The organism is Amycolatopsis sp. NPDC004368 (genome assembly GCF_053602515.1).
This window is the reverse complement of sequence record NZ_JBSGDT010000003.1, coordinates 38336-57243: the sequence shown is the minus strand read 5'-3', so window position 1 is coordinate 57243 and position 18908 is coordinate 38336. Positions and strand designations below refer to the sequence as shown.

The 18908-nt window shown below is 71.0% G+C and carries 15 protein-coding genes, 1 other RNA gene and 1 pseudogene; 14 read left to right on the top strand and 3 right to left on the bottom strand.

All coding sequences use genetic code 11. From position 1 onward, the window contains the following. Positions 1-200 precede the first annotated feature (200 nt). The 3 genes from ACWEOE_RS06235 to infA all read left to right on the top strand — a co-directional run bounded on the left by ACWEOE_RS06235 (position 201) and on the right by infA (position 3118). Positions 201-1946: a hypothetical protein gene (locus ACWEOE_RS06235; protein WP_452004707.1), complete on the top strand. Its 1746-nt coding sequence runs from the start codon at positions 201-203 to the stop codon at positions 1944-1946. A gap of 178 nt (positions 1947-2124) precedes the next feature. Then, positions 2125-2907, top strand: a complete 783-nt coding sequence (locus ACWEOE_RS06230; RefSeq protein ID WP_452004705.1) for a GNAT family N-acetyltransferase — start codon at positions 2125-2127, stop codon at positions 2905-2907. Further along, a complete protein-coding gene (gene infA / locus ACWEOE_RS06225; protein WP_452004702.1) occupies positions 2897-3118 on the top strand; it encodes a translation initiation factor IF-1 in 222 nt (73 codons plus the stop codon). The genes ACWEOE_RS06230 and infA overlap by 11 nt, the downstream gene beginning before the upstream one ends. Here the strand turns inward: infA and ACWEOE_RS06220 are convergent. After that, entirely contained in the window at positions 3115-4359 is a 1245-nt protein-coding gene (locus ACWEOE_RS06220; protein WP_452004700.1) for an SLC13 family permease, read from the bottom strand. The two genes, infA and ACWEOE_RS06220, sit on opposite strands and share 4 nt — an antisense overlap. Further along, the gene (locus tag ACWEOE_RS06215; protein WP_452004697.1) at positions 4311-4595 is read right to left on the bottom strand and encodes an alpha/beta fold hydrolase; all 285 of its coding nucleotides are present in this window, start codon (positions 4593-4595) and stop codon (positions 4311-4313) included. The genes ACWEOE_RS06220 and ACWEOE_RS06215 overlap by 49 nt, the downstream gene beginning before the upstream one ends. On the opposite strand from ACWEOE_RS06215, the pseudogene ACWEOE_RS06210 reads away from it, so the two are divergent. The 11 genes and pseudogenes from ACWEOE_RS06210 to ACWEOE_RS06160 form a co-directional block, all read left to right on the top strand. Further along, positions 4588-4761: pseudogene (locus ACWEOE_RS06210) on the top strand (dimethylsulfone monooxygenase SfnG); the annotation flags it as partial. The gene ACWEOE_RS06215 and the pseudogene ACWEOE_RS06210 overlap by 8 nt on opposite strands. A 231-nt stretch (positions 4762-4992) precedes the next feature. After that, positions 4993-5385: RNase P RNA component class A (gene rnpB, locus ACWEOE_RS06205), an RNA gene on the top strand. Positions 5386-5462: 77 nt separating this feature from the next. Further along, complete coding sequence (locus ACWEOE_RS06200) at positions 5463-6314, top strand: SCO6745 family protein (protein ID WP_452004695.1); 852 nt, start codon at positions 5463-5465, stop codon at positions 6312-6314. 474 nt (positions 6315-6788) lie between these two features. Beyond that, positions 6789-7055, top strand: coding sequence for a hypothetical protein (locus ACWEOE_RS06195; RefSeq protein ID WP_326568540.1), 267 nt, complete (start codon positions 6789-6791; stop codon positions 7053-7055). 12 nt (positions 7056-7067) lie between these two features. Further along, the gene (locus tag ACWEOE_RS06190; protein ID WP_452004692.1) at positions 7068-7556 is read left to right on the top strand and encodes a hypothetical protein; all 489 of its coding nucleotides are present in this window, start codon (positions 7068-7070) and stop codon (positions 7554-7556) included. Positions 7557-7559: 3 nt separating this feature from the next. Beyond that, positions 7560-10532 carry an ATP-binding protein gene (locus tag ACWEOE_RS06185; protein WP_452004690.1) on the top strand — a complete coding sequence of 991 codons (2973 nt, stop codon included), beginning with the start codon at positions 7560-7562 and terminating at the stop codon, positions 10530-10532. Beyond that, positions 10529-12598 carry a magnesium transporter gene (locus ACWEOE_RS06180; protein ID WP_452004687.1) on the top strand — a complete coding sequence of 690 codons (2070 nt, stop codon included), beginning with the start codon at positions 10529-10531 and terminating at the stop codon, positions 12596-12598. The genes ACWEOE_RS06185 and ACWEOE_RS06180 overlap by 4 nt, the downstream gene beginning before the upstream one ends. A 3-nt stretch (positions 12599-12601) precedes the next feature. Beyond that, entirely contained in the window at positions 12602-13210 is a 609-nt protein-coding gene (locus tag ACWEOE_RS06175; protein ID WP_452004684.1) for a hypothetical protein, read from the top strand. 4 nt (positions 13211-13214) lie between these two features. Beyond that, positions 13215-14213, top strand: coding sequence for a C40 family peptidase (locus ACWEOE_RS06170; protein ID WP_452004682.1), 999 nt, complete (start codon positions 13215-13217; stop codon positions 14211-14213). Positions 14214-14351: 138 nt separating this feature from the next. Beyond that, entirely contained in the window at positions 14352-17615 is a 3264-nt protein-coding gene (locus tag ACWEOE_RS06165; protein WP_452004679.1) for a hypothetical protein, read from the top strand. 24 nt (positions 17616-17639) lie between these two features. Further along, positions 17640-17837: a hypothetical protein gene (locus tag ACWEOE_RS06160; RefSeq protein ID WP_452004676.1), complete on the top strand. Its 198-nt coding sequence runs from the start codon at positions 17640-17642 to the stop codon at positions 17835-17837. Positions 17838-17889: 52 nt separating this feature from the next. Here ACWEOE_RS06160 and ACWEOE_RS06155 read toward each other — a convergent pair whose 3' ends face one another. Continuing rightward, positions 17890-18852: an ATP-binding protein gene (locus ACWEOE_RS06155; RefSeq protein WP_452004673.1), complete on the bottom strand. Its 963-nt coding sequence runs from the start codon at positions 18850-18852 to the stop codon at positions 17890-17892. Positions 18853-18908: the final 56 nt, after the last annotated feature.

Sequence of the window (18908 nt, the reverse complement as noted above, 5' to 3'; positions counted from 1 at the left end):
GACCAGCTAGAATGTGAGGCGGATCACGCTCGAGGACGACGTGTGAACGGGGCCTGATCCGGTATTGGCTAGAGTGCTGTGTCGACCGCGGCGCCGCGGCCCGGGTCCACCGGGGTTCCCTCACAGGGGCGCAGGCTCGTGCGTTTCTCGGCAAGCTCTGCGAGTAGACCAGCTCTGCGAGAAGAAACAGTGACGAGGTAATGACCGCTAGCGCACTCAGCGAAGCATCCGAACGCGACCTGCCCGAGCAGGACGCGCCCGTGACCGCCGTCGGCCTGCGCCACGGCTGGGTCGCCTCCGTGCTGGCGGTGCTGGCCGGTGTCGCCGCGGTCGCGTGGCACGCCACGCGCTACGGCCACTGGATCGTGGACGACGCGGCCATCACGTTCTCCTACTCGCGCAGCCTGGCCGACGGCCTCGGCCCCGTCCTGCAGCCGGGTGCGCCGCCCGTCGAGGGCTTCTCCGACCCGACGTGGATGGTGCTGCTCGCGGGCGGCAAGCTCGTCGGCTTGTTCGACCACGGCCTGCTGTTCGGCATCCCCGACTACGTGCTGTTCCCGAAGCTGCTCGGTCTGCTGTTCACCGCGGGCATCCTCACGCTGTGCCACGTGGCCGCGCGCCAGGTCTTCCCGCGCCACGCGTGGGCGGTCACGCTTGCCGTGGGCCTCACGCTGGCCACGATCCCGTCGTTCGTGATCTGGGTGGTCTCGGGTCTCGAGAACTCGTTGTTCGCGTTCGCGGTGGTCGGCCTCGCGGTGCTGCTGTTCACGGCCGTGCGCAAGGAACGCACGCTCTCGTGGAAGGTCGCGGTGGGCGCGGGCGTGATCGTGGCGTTCGCCGCGCTCACGCGTCCGGAAGGCCTGATCTACGCCGGTGCGTACCCGCTCGTCCTGCTCTACGGCGTGCGGCGCGCGGGTTTCTGGGTGAGCGTCCGCTACGCCGTACTGTCCATTGTGGCCTTCGCGGTCCCGTTCGGCGCTTATGTGGCCTGGCGCCACAGCGAGTTCGGCGGGCGGTTCCTCGCGAACCCGTCGGTGGCGAAGAAACAGGGCCTGCCCGACCTGATGTCGTTGGTGCGGCCCGGAACCCTGATCCTCTACGCGGGTGTGGCGGCCGTCGTCGTGCTCGCGGTGGTGGTGATCTGGGCGTTGCGCAAGGCGCCGTGGCGGCGTCCGCTGGCCGCGTTGATCACGCCGTTCGCGCTGGGCGTGATCGCCTTCGGCGTGATGGTGCCCGACTGGATGGCGCAGTTCCGCTTCGCGACGCCGGTGTGGGTGCTGGGCGCGCTCGCGGGCACGATGGCGTTCGGCGAGCTGCTGCGCACGGTGAAGGTGCGTTGGCGCGCGGTCGCGTCGGTGGTGGTGGTCGCCGCGGCGATCCCGTCGCTGGTCGGGTTCGTGCAGCAGTCCGACGAGTTCATCAAGAGCCCCACCGTGCCGGCGTGCCTGATCGCCGACCGCTTCGGCCGCGGCTTCAACACCTACGCCGACATGCTGGGCCTGCAGCAGGCGTCGCTGCTGCTGCCGGACCTCGGCGGTTCGTCGATGACCAGCCGGCTGCAGCTCGTGGACATGGCGGGCCTGGTGAACGCGCCGATCGCCGACCTCACGCACGACGAGAACATGCCGGGCCTGCGTGACTACGTTTTCGACACGGTCAAGCCCACCTTCATCCACTCCTGGGGCCCGTGGGCCGGCGGCAACGGCATCTCGCTCGACCCGCGCATCGACCGCGACTACTACCCGATCTTCATCTACCCCGGCCCGGGCCTGCGCAACGGCGACTGGGTGCGCAAGGACGCGGTGAAGGACCCGGCGAAGCTGCAGGCCGTCCAGCACTACGCGGCGACCACGATGATGGACGTCGAGGCCTACCGCTTCGGCAACGGTCTCGACGACTGCGGTCCCACGCTGGAGCCGGGCCAGACCATTCCGCCCCGCTCGTAATTCGGTGGGCGAAACCCCGGCGCTCGGCTAGGGTTTCGCCAGACCGTGACTCGACCGTTGGAGGTGAGACCCATGACCGCTGTTTCGATGTGGGTGCTCTCCTCGTCGTCACGGTCGGGCGACTGACGTAGGGGTTGCCGGGAGCGCCTGATGAAGGCACTCCTGAAAGGCAACCACCATGGACACTGTGCGTTTCACCGCGGGCGAACCCGCGGTGGTGATCACGCGCGTCACACCGAAGCTGTGGCACGCGCTGGACGACGACCGGGTGACCGGCCGCGCCGAAGCCACCACCCGGCCCGACGGCCGGGTCTTCCTCAGCGTCGACGCCTGGCACCGCTCCGTCTTCGACCGGCTCGCCCACGCGGTGCTGGCGGATCTGGCGGAGCCGCTGCACACCGTCGTCGACGAAGCCGACCACGAACTGCTGACCGGCTGGCGCCAAGCCGGTTTGACGGTCCGGCGGCGTGAGTGGGAGTACGTCGTGCCCACCGACGTGCCTCTGACTGCCCCGCCGGCGGGCGTCACGATCGTGCCCGCCGGGGCCGCCGAAGAAGGTCCGCTGCGTGCCCTGGACCGCGTCGTGCGTGCCGAGGTCGAAGCCGCCGTGGGCTGGCAGGAGATGCCGGCCGAGGTGCTGGTGCGTCCGGCCGGTGACACCGTCGTGGACCCGGCGAAGTACGCCGTGGCGGCCGACGGCGGCGAGTACGCGGGCCTGGTCCGCGTGGTCCAGGTGACGCGCCTGCCCCGGATCGGGCTGGTGGCTGTGCGCGCCGACCGGCAGCGGCGGGGCATCGCCCGCGCGCTGCTGACCCACTCGCTCGGCGTGCTGCACCAGGCGGGGATCGCGTCGGCGTATGCCGAGGTGAACGAGGCCAACGAGGCGGCGACGGCGTTGTTCGAGGGCCTCGGCGCCCGGCGGGCGGGCAGCACGGTGGAGCTGGTGCGCCATGGCCGGTAAGGGCGGGATCGAAGTCGAAGGAACCGTGATCGAGTGCCTGCGCGATGCCCGGTTCAAGGTCGAGCTGCCCAACGGGCACCACGTGCTCGCGCACATCAGCGGCAAGATCCGGAAGAACTACATCAAGATCGTGCCCTACGACCGGGTGCTGGTGGAGCTGAGCTCGTATGACCTGACGCGGGGCCGGATCCTGTTCAGGTACCGCAACTAGGGCAGCACCAGCCACAACGCGGTGGTCGCCGCGGCGAGGGAGACGGGCGTGGTCAGCATGCCCAGCGTCGTGAACTCCCTCGCCCGCGGCGCGTGGCCGTGGCGGGCCAGCACGCGCCGCCACAGCAGCGTGGCCAGCGAGCCGAGGTAGGTCGCGTTGGGCCCCACGTTCACGCCGATCAGCACGGCCAGCAAGACGCCGGTGTTCGGGTGGTCGCCCAGCACCGACAGCAGGATCAACGTCGCGGGCAGGTTGTTGACGAGGTTCGCGAGCACGGCCGCGATCGCCGTGGTGACCAGCAGCGCGGGCAGCCCGGCCGTGGTCGGCAGGAGCGTTTTGAGGACCCCGCCGAGCACGTGCTCGTCCACGGCTTCCACAGAGACGGCCAGACCGAGCACGAACAGCACCAGCAGCGGCGACGCTTCCGTGACCACCTGCCACGGCTTGATCTTGCGTTCGGCCAACGCTCGCGCGCTGAGCACGAGCGCGGCCAGCGCGGCCACCCACACCGGCTCGACGTGCACGAGCTGCCCCACCCCGAACCCGATGAGCATCAGCGCCAGCACCACGAGCGCGAACACCGGCGCCTGGCGGTGCTGGGGCCGTTCCTTGCTGCGCGGGCCTCGCAGGTCCTTGCGGAAGAACCGCGCGAACACGGCCAGCTCGATCAGGATCGTGACCAGCCAGGGCAGCGCCATCAGCGCCGTGAACCCCGCGAACGTGAGCCCGGAAGCGGCGAAGGCCAGCAGGTTGGTGAGGTTGGAGACGGGCAGCAGCGTCGAGGCGGAGTTCGCGAGGTGGGCGCACGCGTAGACGTGCGGCTTCGACTCGAGCCTGAGTCCTTCCGCCGTGGCCAGCACCACGGGCGTGAGCAGCACGACGGTCGCGTCGAGGCTCAGCACCGCCGTCACCCCGGCCGCGGCGGCGAACGTGAGCACCAGCAGCCGCCGCGGCTCACCCCGGCACACCTCGGCGAGCCGGCTGCCGAGCCAGGTGAACACGCCGTCGATCGCCGCGAGGTGGCTGACGAGCAGGATGGCCGCCAGGAACCCCATCGTGGGCAGGATCTCGACGACCCGCTCCCACGCCGCGTGCGGCGTCGTCAACCCGAGCGCCAGCACCACCACGGCGATCGGCACCGCGGCCACCGCCTCGGGCAACCCGCGCGGCCGCACCATCGCGAAGCCCAGCGTCACGGCCAGCAGTGCGAGCGAGAGGACCGCGGCGAGGGATTCGGGCACGCGAGAACGCTAGCGGGCGGGTTCGGCGAGCGGCTGCGCGCCGGGCGCGGCGGGGCGAGCAGCACCAGCTTCCGCACCGGCCGGCGGCTCGCCACCTGCGGTGCTATCGCTGCGCCGCCGGAGTGCGCGACGAGCAGAGTTCGTTCCGGCGCGGCCACGGCGTTTTCCACCGCCGCGACGACCGAGTCGAACGTCGTGCCGGCGCGGCCGAGCCCCGAGGTCGACCGCGAACACATCGCGGACCGGGCGATCGAGTACAAGAAACGCGGGGCGAACCTGTTGTTGCCGGGGTTCCTGCACTACTTGGAAGACGTCGAGCACTCCGGGAAGAACGTGCTGCCGGTGATCCGGGAGAACGAGCGGGAACTGGCACGGGGCAAGGGAGTTCCCGAGCCGGTGTAGCCGGCGTCGACTCCGAGGCGGGCGTGCGGTAAAACCACCGGGTTCGCGGGACGGAGGTCATCCACAAAGGACCTTGAACCGCGGTGCGGCGGCCCGCGTACTCCCCGGTGTGAACCTCGTCAACGTGGTGGAGCTCGTCGCACTGGCGGTGATCGTCACGCTCGGCATCGTCGAACTGCTCGCCCCGGCGCGCGCCCGACCCGCGGTGCGCGGGTACGATTCCGGGGCGGACGAGTTGGCTGGACGGTCGCGAATCGGGGTGACCCGGTCCGAGGAAAGTCCGGACTCCGCAGGGCAGGGTGGTTGCTAACGGCAACCCGGGGCGACCCGCGGGACAGTGCCACAGAAAACAGACCGCCTCCGTCCTCGGACGGGGGTAAGGGTGAAACGGTGGTGTAAGAGACCACCAGCACCCCGGGTGACCGGGGTGGCTCGGTAAACCCCACCCGGAGCAAGGCCAAGAGGGAGCTGCCGCTCCTGCGCAGGCGCTTGAGGACGGCCCGTCCGATGCCTGCGGGTAGGCCGCTGGAGCCTGCCGGCAACGGCAGGCCGAGATGGATGACCGTCGCCCACCCGGCCGCAAGGCCGCGGGCACAGGATCCGGCTTACACGCCAACTCGTCCGCCCTGGCAAGGCGCGTTCGCCGGAAACCCACCCGAAGCCCCGAGACACCACCACCTACCCCCCGGTAGCATCACCCCATGGGTGAAGCAGCCGAAGCGGCGAAGAAGTTCAAGGGCACCTTCGACACCCTCCACTCCCTGATCTACTTCGTCCCCGAAGCCGACGAGCACCTAGCCGCCACGGGGTTGCGGCCCGGGCGCATGACGTACTTCGCCAGTCGTTCGGCGCCGATGGGGGCCGTCGGGCCCGGTGTGGTGGCCGCGACGTTCTACAACTTCAACCCCGCCCTCGTCGAGAAGTACATCCCGCGCGCCTGGACGCTCGCGACGCCCGAGCAGGTCACCGAGGGTCGCTTCAAGGCGGTCGACGCCGCGCTCACGAGGCTCCTCGGCGACGAGATCCACGCCGAGACCACCGCCGAGGCCGCCGAGCTGGCGCGCGAAGCCGTGGCCGGCTGCGAATCGGAAGGCCGAGCGCTCTACGCCGGCCACGCGAGCCTCGACTGGCCCGAAAAGCCGCACCTCGTCCTGTGGCACGCCCTCACGCTCCTGCGCGAGCACCGCGGCGACGCCCACGTGGCCGCGCTCATGCTCCACGGCCTCCACGGCCTGGCCGCCCTCGTCACCCACGTGGCGAGCGGCGCGGGCTTCACGCCGGAGATGGCCAAGAGCACCCGCGGCTGGAGCGACGAACAGTGGGACGCCGAGGTCGCGCGCCTCGCGGACCAAGGCGTGATCGGCCCCGACGGTGATCTCACGGACAAGGGCACCAAGTTGCGTGAGCGCGTCGAAGCCGCCACGAACGCGGCGTCGGAAGGGCCCTGGCGGCACCTGGGTGGGGAAAAATCCGCCCGTCTCGCCGAGTTGTGCCGGCCGTTGAGCCGCGCCGTCGTGAAGGCCGGCGCGTTCCCCCGGACGCTGACCCGGTGACGGCGACCCGATAAGGCACATCTCGTGCCCGATGTCCGGCATCACGCTATGTAGTGAAAGTTCGAACCCGACTTGCGCGTATCGTGACAAGCGCCTCACTGCCTTCGGCGACCCCGGGGGCAGCGTGGTGGTCACAGAACGGGCTCACTCAGGGAGGCCGAATGGGGCATGCCACACTGGCTCCGGCCGGGTACCGACCACTTGTGAAGTACCGAGAGTGAGCAAAACACTCCCAGCGGGGTGAGTTCGTGGGTCCACTGCGAAATCCGGGTGGCCGGGGTTAAACCCCAGCACCCTTGCCACCATGATGGAGGGCGAGGAATTCTGACCACACGACCCCAGCCCCGTCCGTGTCCACAAGTCGACATTCACGCAGCGCGCTTTGACCACTACCCCTTGTGACGCCATGATGTTGTTCGAGGCTTCGCCGAAGCCAGAACCGCGCGGGACCGTCCGCGCACCGGGAGTATCGCGATGACCACCATGACCACCCTCGAGACGCTGGCTGCCGGCGAACTCGGCACCGGCAACGTCCGAAACTGGTTGCTCGACAACATCGTTCCGCTGGTGTTGCTGGCCGTCGCGCTCCTGCTGCTCTGGCTGGGCGGCGGCAAGGGCGACAACGCCGGTGTCATGCGCCGTCTCGCCGGTGTCGTCATCGCGCTCGCCATCATCGGACTCGCGGTCAGCGGCGCCGGCGTCAACGTGGGCCAGTGGATCGCCGGCCTGTTCACGGGCTGAGGCGGAGCAGGCGTGCGCATCAGGACGGATGACGAGGTCTACCGGGTCGACGCCGTCTGGCTCGGCCCGCCGAAGGCGACTTTTCCCTGGAGGGCCCGCTACGTAGCGTGGCTCATCGGCATACCCATCTTCCTGGTCGTGCTCACCGTCGAGCGGTGGGCCGGCTGGAGCTTCGGGTTCTTCTCCACGGCGTGGGCGTTCGTGGCCACGATCGTGATCACCCGGCTGATCACCGCCAAGATCAGCCACGAGCGCCCGCTGGGCGCGGTGGTCGCGATGGCCGGCCGCGAGCTGAACACGCCGCGTGAGAAGTCCTCGGGAACGGGTGGCGCGGTCAGCGCCAGCCGCATCCGAGTGCGGGCCGAGCGCCCGCTGCCGAAGCACAAGAGGAGGCGGCAGTACCGGCACCACGGCTACGGCCAGGGCGCCGGGACATCGGCCGGAGCACAGGGAACCCCACGAGCGCGCCGGAGCCGCCCCGCGGCTCGGGCCGGGAGGTAGTCGTTGTTCGGTCGCGGCGGAAGCCGAGGAAAGCGGGATCGAAGCGTGCCCACGGGCGCCTGGGAAACCCCCCAGCAGGTCCGGCAGCCTTCGTCGAGGAACAGCTCCCCGACGGGCAAACGGCTGCCGGGTGAGCAGGCCATACCCGTGTACACGCCGGCGATCGCCGCGCGCAGCATCGACGGGCACCTGCTGCGCACCGGTCACGAGGTGTACGCCTGGTACCGGCTCGCGCCGCAACGCTGGTCGTTCCGCTCCGACTCCCAGCGCAGGGACCTGATCGCGGCCATCGCGGGCCAGTACGCCGAGCTGCAGGGCCGGTGGCTGCACCTGCGCGTGACCAACCGGCCGTACCCGATCCGGATGTGGGCCGAGGCCCACGTGCACAACGCCGTCGGCCGGCCGCAGGACGTGCCGGGCGCGCTCTCCTTCGACGACTACCTCATCGGCGAGCAGCAGCAGCTGATGGGCCGTTCGATGGCCGAAAAAGAGGTCTACCTGGGCGTTCAGGTGCAGACCCGGCGCATGGTCGACCGCGCCGTCGAGCGGGCCGCGCCCGTGCTGCGCAAGATCCTGCCCGAGGCCGTCGACGCCGAGCTGGTGGCGCTCGACTCCGAGGTGGAGCACCTCGACCAGGTCATCGGAACGGCCGGCCTCGAGGGCCGGCCGGTGCACGCCGAGGAGATGTCCTGGCTGATGCACCGCTCGTGCTCGCTGGGCCTGCCCGCGCCGCGCAACATGCCGGCCGTGCCGGGCGCCGCGTGGGAGCCCGAGGACCTCGCCAGCTTCACCGACGCGGCCGACTTCCACGCCGACCCGTACGCGCCGACCGTCACCGTCCGTGGGCGGACCGGGTCCAACGCGGGCGTGTCGCGCCACCTCGCGGTGCTCACCGTCGGCCAGATGCACGGCCTGCAGATCCCCGAGGTCGACGACCCGTGGGTGCAGCACGCCGACCGGCTGCCGGCCGCCGTCGAGGTGTCCGCGCGCATCTACGTGCGCCGGCCCGAAGAGGTCGCCGGCGAGCTTCAGCGGCAGATGAACAAGGTGCGCTCGCAGGTCAAGCACTACACCGACGAGCACGAGCTGGAACCGCCGCAATCGCTTGCGCGCCAGGCCGGGCGGGTGCTGGAGATCGACGACGAGATGACGTCGGGCTTCACGGCGCTGGCCACGCGCGTGCGCTCGTGGTGGCGCCTGGCCGTGTCGGGGCCGACCGAGCGCGACGCGTTGCGCCTGGCCCAGCAGCTGCTCGACCTGTACAAGCCGAAGGTCGCGATCGAGCACCCCGAGGCCCAGTACGCGATGGCGCGGGAGTTCATCCCGGGCGAGCCGCTCGCGTCGGCCGCGTACATGCGCCGCGGCTCGGTGGTGTGGACGGCGTCGGCCGTGCCCACGGCGACCGCGGAGGTCGGCGACCGGCGCGGCATCCTGCTCGGCGAGACGGTGACCGCGACCCGCCGCCCGGTGGCGTGGGACCCGTGGATGGCCCAGGAGATCCGCGACGGCTCGGGCCTCACCGCGATGGTGGCCGGCCTCGGTGGCGGCAAGTCGTTCCTCGGTGGCGGCATCGTCTACAAGACGCTGCGCGCCGGGGCGCACTGGACGATCCTCGACCCGTCGGGCCCGCTGGCGCGGCTGTGCGACCTGCCGGAGCTGCGGCCGTACGCGCGGCCCATCAACCTGCTCAACGCGCAGCCGGGCATCCTCAACCCGTACCGCGTGGTGGCCGACCCGCTGCTCGAGCACTTCATGGACGAGGAGGATCCCGAACGCTCGTGGCGCCGCGAAAAGGCGCTGGCGGGCGCGACCCGGCGGCGCCTGGTGCTCGACGTGCTCACCGGCGTGCTGCCGTACGAGGTGTCGCGCATGGCGCAGACGCGGATCGTGCTGCTGCGCGCCGTCCGGGCCGTCGGCGGTCGCTTCGACGCCGATCCGGGACAGGTCATCGACGCGCTGCGCCGCGACTCCAGCGAGCACCACGAGCACGCCGTCGTGGTCGCCGACTTCCTCGACGAGATGCGCGAACGCATGGCGCTGCTCATCCCGGAGCGCGACGCCGACCCGTACTCCGAGAGCCGCGACGACCGCATGACCGTGCTCACCATGGCGGGCCTGACCCTGCCGAAGGACGGCGTGCCGCGCGAGTACTGGACGGACGCGGAGTCGCTCGGCGTCGAGATGCTGAACCTCGCGGCGTGGCTCACGCAGCGTTCGGTGTACGAGAAGCCGAAGGAACAGCGCAAGGGCGTCTGGATCGACGAGGCGTTTTTCCTGTCCGAGGTGCCGACGGGCCGCGTGCTGATGAACCGCTTCGCGCGTGACTCGCGCAAGTGGAACGTCCGCGTGCTGCTGTCGTCGCAGATCCCGGCCGACTTCCTGAAGATCCAGGGCTTCGTCGCGCTGCTCGACTCGGTCTTCGTCGGCCGCCTCGACGACGACGACGCCCAGGCGGATGCGTTGCGGCTGCTGAAGGTTCCGGTCGGCGTGGGCTACGAACAGGTCGTCGCCGCCCTCGGCCGCCGCCCCGGCTCCCAGCGCGGCACGGAACGCGACGTGGAACCCCGCCAGTTCATCTTCGGCGACGGCGCCGGCGGCGTGGAACGCATCCGCGTCGACTTCTCCGGCCCCCACCTCGACCAGCTGCGCTCGGTCATGGACACGACCCCGGGTTCGCCCGACGCGCGCACCAAGCCGGGCACCGACCTCGCGCGACCGCGCGACGAGGCGCCCGCCCCGTACGTCCCCACCCCACCGGAGGACGACGAGCTGGAACCCGACTTCGAACTCCAGGCGGAACTCGAGGTCGGTCTCACCGACGAGCAGCTGCTGGGCTCGCCGGACCCGCTCGCGTCCGAAACCGGCGAGGTGGAGGGTGCGGTGCACAACGGAAACGGACAACCTGCCAACGGACACTCCCCGGACCGGCACGCCCGGGCCGGCGGCAAGGGTGGTACCGGCAGGGATGCCGCGTGAACACAGTCTGGACGCTGGCGTTCGTCCTCTCGTTCGCCGCTGGCTGGCACGCGCTCAAGCGGCGCATCAAGGAAGGCCCGAAACCCGGCCGGCGGCAGCCGAGCCGACGGGCCGCCATGCTCGCCGTGATCACGATCCTCGGCCTGCAGACGGTGCTCCTGGCGCCCTCGGCCAATGCCGCGGCGTGCGGTGAGTCGCCCAACCCCGAGCGTCCCGGCGCCGGCATGGTCGGCGCGATCGACCCGCCGGAGGGCCACGGCGAGCCGGACTCCGCGTACATCGACTACAGCTATGCCGGCATGGTCTGGAACACCTACCAGACCAACTGCACGGCGCTGTCCGCCATCGCCTCGCCCAGCTCCACGATCGACACGTGGGCGGGAAACCAGCTGTTCAACGTCGGCAAGAACATCGTCGGTGCCACCAACTCGCTGCACTACACCGTGCTCGAGGGCGGGCTGCTGAACCCGATCTACAACGCGGTGAAATCCGGCGCGGAAAAGGTCTACAACAACATCTACGCGCAGTTGTTCGGGCTCGTCGCGCTGATCCTGTCGATCCTGCTGTTCCGCCAGATCTGGCGGGGTGACCTCGCGGCGGTGAGCAAACGCGCGCTGTACGCGCTGGCGGGCGTGTGGCTCGCGGCGTCTTCGCTGGCGATGCTGCGGTACTTCGACCCGATCGACAAAGCGATCGTGCAGACGACGACCAACATCCAGGCGGGCTTCGTCGACGAGAGCTCCGACCGGATCGTGCGCGACATCCTGCCGACGAACCTGCACACCCAGATCGTCTACAACAACTGGCTGCGCGGGGAGTTCGGTTCGCCGACCGCGCCGCAGGCCGACCAGTTCGGCAAACCGCTGCTCGACGCCCAGGCCTTCACGCGCGACCAGCTCGTGAACGGCGACGACGGCAAGCAGAACGTCGTCGACGCCAAAAAGGCCGCCTTCAAGGACATCTCCGGCAAGCTCGGCCCCGCCACCGGTTACTTCACCGGGGAGTCCGGCGGCCGCACCGGCGCCGGTTTCCTGGCGCTGGGCCAGAGCGTCGTGTACTCGCTCTTCCAGTTGCTGGCCAAGGCATCCGTGCTCCTGGCACAGGTGCTGATCCGCCTCTTCACGCTCACCGCGCCGCTCATCGGACTCGTGGCGCTGCTGCACCCGGACATCCTTCGCCGCGTGCTGAAGGTCGCGGGCGGGATCGCGTTCAACCTGGTCGTGCTGTCGGTGCTGGCGGGTGTGCACGCGTTGCTGCTGCAGGCCATCTTCGACGCCGGCAACTCGCTCAACCTGCTCACGCAGATGGTGCTCGCCGGCTTGATCACGGTGCTGCTGTTCCTCGTCGGACGGCCCGTGCGGCGGCTGTGGCAGATGGTCGAGATGTCGGTGAACATGGTCGGCGCCGCCGTGCCGTCGCCGAGCGGGGGTATTTTCTCGCGCTTCCGCAAGAAGACCGGTCCGTCGCCGCAGGACGAGTTCTGGCAGAACGTGCGCGAGACCGACGACGTGGTCGACGGCGAAGCGCGCGGCCCCATGGGTGCGACCGTCGGTGGCGGGCGTTACCGGCCGGAGGCCGCCGTGTTCGCCAGCGCTCAGCGGCTCGACAACGGGTCGCGCTCGGCGCGTCCGGCGGCTGCGTGGTCGGGGGCACCGTGGCCCGGCGCCGTCGGGTCGGCGGGTGAGCGCGCCGCGTTGCCTTCGGGACGGCCAGGCGCCCCGGTGTTCTCTCAGTACAACCCGGTCAACGGCGAACCCGGCGACTACGTGATCGGCGCGCCGCGCGTGCCGACGCAGGAGAGCCGGCGCGTCGACACGTCGCCCGTGGCCGACCGGCGCTGGAGCGACGAGCCGGAGCCCGTGGTCGTGCCGTCGCGGATGAGCCAATCGGATCGCGGCTACACCGAGGCGATCCCGGAGCAGGCAAACGTCTACACACCGCCGGGCATCCGCGCGCAGCCGCGCCGGGTCGACCCGGAGGTGGTCGCGGGGAAGCCGGTTTTCGTGCTGTACCGGCCTTCCCGCGGGATCGAGGTCCGGGACACCGACCAGGTCATGGGGCGGTGACGCGTGCCGATCCGCACCAACCGCGGCCGGGCCGCGGTCTACCGCCGCCTGTGGGGCTACCCGCTCCGCTCGCCGCGCCACCTCATGGGCACGCTCGTGTTCCTGGCGATCCTGATCACGGCGCTGGGCATCGTGCTGCCGAAGGTGATGGGCAAACCGGCCACGGCCACCCCGGGCGCGCCGGGTAGCACGTCGGCCGCCACGACCACCTCGCAGCCGCCCGGCATCGCCGCGCCGGTGCCGACCACCGCGACGCTGCCCACGCGGCTGTCGAGCCCGCTGGTCACCCCGACGTCCGCGCCGCCGAGCCCCGAAGCCGTGAACGTCGCCAAGCAGTGGGCCACGGCCTGGGTCAACCACCCGGCCGGCGTCACGAACGCCGACTGGCTCAACGGCATGCGCGCGCTCACCACCGACGAGTTCCTGCCCCAGATGCAGACCGTCGACCCCGCCAACATCCCGGCCACGCGCGTGACCGGCGAGCCGACCGTGCAGTCGTCGTTCTCGAGCTCCGTGAAGGTCGTCGTCCCCACCGACGGTCCGAAGCTGTCCATCACCGTGGTCAACACGGGTGCGGGGTGGCGGGTCTCGGACTACGACCAGGCGAGCTGACCCGGTGAAGATCGCGATCCTCGTGGGGGTGCTGGTCGCCGCCGTCTTCGCCACGGTGCTGACCGCGAACACCGTGACGAAAGTGGTGGTGGACCAGCAGGAAGCCGCCGCCGGCGGGATCGTGAACACCTCGTGCGACGCCGCGATCGGCCCCACGCAGCCCGGCCAGCCGGAGACCGGTGCGGCGCAGGCGCAGAAGCTCGACGACGAACAGCGCGGCATCGTGTCGCTCATCATCTCCATCGGCAAGCAGCGCAGCCTCGCCCCACGCGCCTGGCAGGTGGCGATCCAGGCCGGCATGACCGAGTCGGGCCTGCACAACCTCGATTACGGCGACCGCGACTCGCTCGGCATCTTCCAGATGCGCCCGTCGATGAACTGGGGCAGCGTCGCGCAGGTCACCGACCCGAACTACGCGATCAACAAGTTCTACGACGTGCTCCTCGGCGTGCCCGACTGGCAGAACAAGCGCCCGGGCGACGCCGCGCAGGCCGTGGAACGCAGCGGTTTCCCCGACCGGTACCACAAGTGGGAAGCCATGGCGGCCGTGCTGATCGAGAACCTGGGCCAGGTCGTCGATGCGTCGGGTTGCGGCCAGGGCCTCGGCGCCGCCCTGCCGCCCAGCCAGGCGGCGGCGCAGGCCATCAAGTTCGCGCTGGGGGAGCAGGGCAAGCCCTACGTGTGGGGCGCCACCGGCCCCGACTCCTACGACTGCTCCGGCCTCATGCTGCGCGCCTACGAGTCGGCCGGCGTGATCCTCCCGCGCGTCTCCCAGGACCAGTACAAGGCCGGCGCGATGCTCCCGGTCCGCGACGCGCAACCCGGCGACCTGATCTTCCTCGCGACCGATCCCGCCGACCCGTCGACCATCCACCACGTGGCCATGTACCTGGGCGACGGCAAGATCGTCGAGGCCCAGCAGACGGGCGTCCCCGTGCACGTGCGGCCGTTCTCCTTCGACGAGGCCGAAGTGGTACCGCAGGCGGTGCGCCCCGGCGTCTAGCATGGAGTTCGGGAGTCACCGGCTCTTGACACGGACCGGGGTGACCGCTATAGCCGCTCACTGGGCGCCGGCGGATTCACCCGAAGTCGCGGCCTCGTCCACGAGCACGCGGCCGCGCGCTGGCAGAGGATGACACACGTGGCACGGAAATTCGGCAAACGAGGCAAGCCCGGCCAGGGCGAACCCCAGGACCCGGCGACGTTGTTCGGTGCGCCCCAGCCCCCTCGGCAGGCCGCGCACCCCGCGTCGAGCACGCCCCTGGCCGACCACCTGGCCCACGGTTGGCCCGGCGTGGACCCCGGGTACGTCGTGCTGCCCCGCTCCCTTGCCGAAGGCATGTCGCTGCCCTGGCAACAGCAGATGGCGGCCCTGCTCGCCCAGTTCCACGCCGAACACGCCGCTCTCGCCTGGCCGATCTACCGGGTCGTCCCGTCCCGCTACGAGAAGCTCGTCGACCTCGACGAGGAACAACTCGCGGAAGCCGGCTACCTCGTCGAAATCGACACCGAAGGCGAGATGATCTACCGGGAACGCAGCGGCCGCAAGGTCGACGATCCCCTCAACACGACGGTCCTGGTGTCCTGCCTGGACCCGATCCCGAAGCCTCAGCCGCGGCCCGCCGCGCCGGCTCCTTCGCAGCCCTTGCGCGCTCCGGCGCCGATGAACATCGGTCCGGCGCCGGTGTGGCGGACGGTGGCTGGGCCGGGGGAGGGTGAGGTTCCCGGTGCTCCGGGTGCTTCTGGACCGGTGAGTGCTGGTCCTGGAGCCGGTGTTCCGGTCATGCCGGACGCGGCCGTTCCGGGATTTGCCGGCCCAGGTGTTCCGCCCGCCCCGGAACCGGGTGCCGTGGGCTTCGGCCAGGGCGTTTCGGGCGCTGCCGGCTCGGCCAGTGGTGTCGGCTATGGCGGGCCCGGCATGCAGACTCCCGCCGCCCCTGGCTATTCGGCCGGCGCGCCCGGCACCGCTGGTTCAGGCACCTCGCCGGCTCCTTCGACTTCCGCGCCGGGCACCACTTCTGCGCCCGACGCTTGGCATCCAGACGCCGGACCCTCCACCACGCCCTCCGCGACGGCCTCCCGCTCAGCCGGCCCGACCACCGGCGTTCCGGCCCCGGGCACCTTCGCCCCCAACGCGCCTGGCGGCGGCCCGGGAATCGCGCCCGCGCCGGCAGCGGTGCCTGAAAGTGCTTCGACCACCTCGATCCCCTTGCCGCCAGTACCGGCACAGATGCCGGTCTCTGCCCAACCACAGTGGACTTCGGCGCCACAGCCACCGCCGATTCCGCCGATCGCCCAGACGCCGGAGCCTGGCTTGCTTCCGCCGGAGCCCCCGTACGTTGCGGAACCAGCCACCCGGCCCGAGCCGCTTCCGGTTCCAGAACGTGTCCAGGCTCCGTCGTCGGAGCCTGTCGCCGAACCGGCCGCCCCAACATCTGATCAGCCCGCCGAGCCCGCCGCGGCGGCACCTCCGCCCACCGCCGATCTCGCCGCCACGGCGGAACCGAGCGAAGGCCCAGCAGCCCACAACTCGGCGGGACGATCTTCGGCTGGTGACGCTGCCCTCGATGAGCCGACTGCCGTCGAGCGAACCGAGACCGCCGCGCCAAACCTCGGCCAACCCGCGGCGCCCATCTCCGCCGCGCCGCAGGATGCGCCGTCGTCGGAACCGGTGAACCCCGCGTCGCAGACCGACTTTCCGGCCGCACAGACGTCGGCGACCGAGCTTTCGGCGCAACCTGAGAGCACCGAGGAGTCTTCGCCGCCCTCTGAGGCTCACGATCCCGCGAGCCCACCCAATCCCCCGACCGAACCGGTTCCGTCAGCACAGGCGCCTGAACCGCCCTCGACCCAGCCGATCCCGCCAGCCGATACGCCTGACGAACGCCCGGCAGCCTCCGAGGCGCCGGTCGATCAGCCGAACTCGCCCGCTGCGGCCAGCCGACCGGTTCCGCCGGCGAGCGTCGAGGCTCCCGAGCCGCAGGACGGGGCACACACCGGGCACCCGCACACGGCACAGCCCCCACAAGTGGTGCAGGCTCCCCGAGCAGCGCAGGCCCCGGAGCATCCACAGCCCAGCGCCGCCGAACAGCCGGCTGGCGACGCGCGCCAGAGCCAGGCGGACCAGCCGCCTCCTCCCGCGACCGAAATTCCGCAAGCGTCACTGCCACCGGCCGAGGCGCAGGCCGAATGGCAGCAGCCGAACGGTGCCCAGCCACCTCAGACCGGAGCCGCCCCGGCTGCTGTGCCCCAGGCGGGTGCCGAGCAACCGCCGCAGGCCGGTCAGGTGAATGGGGTGCCACCGCGAGTCGATGAGCAGCCGGTGCCAGATGTGCAGGCACAGCAACGCGCTGTCGATGTGCCCAAGCCGGCGGCAGCCGGGACTGGGTTGCCGCAGTCTGGTGACCCGCAGCCATCTCAGAGTGAGGCGGCCATCGTGCCCCAGCCGGGAATCGGGCCGGGTGGGCTGTCGCAGGCAGGCGTGCAGCAACCGTCACGGAGTGGGGCGGCCGTGCCCCAGCCGGGAGTCGCGCCCGGCGGGTTGCCGCAGCCTGATGCACCGCAGCCATCACAGGGTGAGGCGGCCGTGGTTCTGCCGCAGCCGGGGGTTTCGGCCGGCGAGTCAGCGCCGTCGGGTGGGCAGTACCCGTCGCAGGGTGGGCCCGTCGCGGGGCTTTCCCAGCCCGCAGCGGGCGGGCAGCCGCAACCGAATGGTGCCCAGCCGTCGCAAGGCGGGGCCGTCGCGGGTGGGTTGCCGCAGCCTGGTGGGCGGCAGGGCGGTTCGGGGCCGCAGCCCGAGTGGGGGCCGGAGGTGCGGGCGTCGTGGCCGGACTTGCCGCAGCCGCAGAGCCGGCCCGCGCTGGGGCCGGATGGGCGGCCGCTGCCGGTGTTTCCGGGGCAGGAGACCGGGCCCGTGGCGCCGCCGCCGGCGGTGGAGCGGGTTTATCGAGCGGCGCCGCCGGTGTTTCCGGGGAAGGAGCCGGTGGTGCCGGTTGTGCCGGAGGTCGGGACGGGCGCGGAGAAGCCCGGGTTGCCGCAGCCGTCGTCGATGGAGAGGAAGCTGGCGGGGCAGCGGGGGGCGAGTGAGGGTGCGCAGGTGCGGGAGGTGCCCCTCGGGTTTTCGCAGCAGCCGCAAGCTGTCCAGGGTCAACCACAGACCAGCCAACCGCAAACCAGCCAACCGCAAACCAGCCAACCCACAGCCGGCCACAACACCGGCCAGCCACCCGTACCCCCCAACGGCCGGCCCGACGACACCCCCACCCCGCCCCGCGGGATCCCCCAGGTCCGCGGCTGGTTCGATCAACACCCGGACAACCCCACGGCCCAGCAGGAAAACGGCGACGACACCGAGTTCGGCCCCACCGGCGACCCGACCGAGATCCCGTTCCGCTGGCGCAAGTGACCTGCCGGATGTCAGGCTTGACGCATGGCTGACGACCCCAACCCGGACCCCGGCTGGTACTACAACACCCGCACCCACGAGGTGGAACACCTGCAACGCAGCCGGAGCATCGACCTCCTCGGGCCCTACCCCGACGAGGCCACGGCCCGCCGCGCCCTCGACATCGCGAAGGAGCGCAACCGGCAGGCCGACGAAGCCGACCGCAAGTGGGACGGCGACTGAAGGCTGAGACGCCGCCGGACGGCCCGCGCACCGAGCGGGCCGCCCGAACCGCTCACAAAGCCGTCGAAACCCCCGGCCCCAGCACGAACTCCGGATCCACCTGCTCCTCGAGGTCCGCACCCGTCCGCCCGTTGCCCCACGCACGCGCGTTGCGCAGGTGGAAGTCCACCGCCTGCTGCTGGTAGCGGGCCCAGTCCCGGGTCACGCCGTCGACCGTCGCGAGCATCGACGCCAGCGTGGCCGAGTTGTGCGGCTCCAGTTCCCCGATGGGCCGCGCCGCGCCGCGCTCGCCCGCGCGGACGTGCGCCGAGGACACCATCCACCCCAGCAGTGCGTCGCCCAGTGACGACCGCAGGAACGCGACGTCCTCGGCGTCCGTCACCTTGTTGCCCACCGCCACGAGCCGCACGCCGAAGTCGCGGGCGTGGTCGGCGTACTGGCGGTACACGCCGACGCTGCGCAGCGTCGGCTCGCACACCAGGAAAGTCACGTCGAAGCGGGTGAACAGGCCGGAGGCGAACCCGTCGGCGCCGGCGGTCATGTCCATGACCACGTACTCGCCCGGGCCGTCCACGAGGTGGTTGAGCAGCAGCTCCGCGGCCCCGACCTTCGAGTGGTAGCAGGCGACGCCGAGGTCGTCCTCGTCGAACTGGCCGGTGACGCCCAGGGGCACGCCGCCCAGCGAGCGGAAGCACGCGTCCGTGATCGGGTTGTCCTCGAAGGGCGTGACCAGGCGCGATCCGCGGCCCGGCGGGGTGGTCTTGATCATCGCCGCCGCAGAGGCGATCCGCGGGTTGTCGCCGCGCAGGTAGTCCTTGATCAGCGCCATGTTGTCACCGAGCGTGGGCCACGCGAGGGCCTCCTCCTCGGTCGCGCCGAGGGCGACGGCGAGGTGCTGGTTGATGTCGGCGTCGATGGCCAGCACCGGTTTGCCGGCGGCGGCGAGGGAGGAGACGAACAGCGACGAGAGCGTGGTCTTCCCGCTGCCGCCCTTGCCGACGAACGCGATCTTCACGGCGAAACCCTTTCACAAAATGAAGATGGTTTTCATTGCAGCCAAAACGTACACCC

Excerpts from the sequence above, each read along its gene's own strand:
- ACWEOE_RS06235 (WP_452004707.1), top strand. The coding sequence starts at position 201 with ATGACCGCTAGCGCACTCAGCGAAGCATCCGAACGCGACCTGCCCGAG.
- ACWEOE_RS06230 (WP_452004705.1), top strand. The coding sequence starts at position 2,125 with ATGGACACTGTGCGTTTCACCGCGGGCGAACCCGCGGTGGTGATCACG.
- infA (WP_452004702.1), top strand. The coding sequence starts at position 2,897 with ATGGCCGGTAAGGGCGGGATCGAAGTCGAAGGAACCGTGATCGAGTGC.
- ACWEOE_RS06215 (WP_452004697.1), bottom strand. The coding sequence starts at position 4,595 with ATGTGTTCGCGGTCGACCTCGGGGCTCGGCCGCGCCGGCACGACGTTC.
- ACWEOE_RS06200 (WP_452004695.1), top strand. The coding sequence starts at position 5,463 with ATGGGTGAAGCAGCCGAAGCGGCGAAGAAGTTCAAGGGCACCTTCGAC.
- ACWEOE_RS06195 (WP_326568540.1), top strand. The coding sequence starts at position 6,789 with ATGACCACCATGACCACCCTCGAGACGCTGGCTGCCGGCGAACTCGGC.
- ACWEOE_RS06160 (WP_452004676.1), top strand. The coding sequence starts at position 17,640 with ATGGCTGACGACCCCAACCCGGACCCCGGCTGGTACTACAACACCCGC.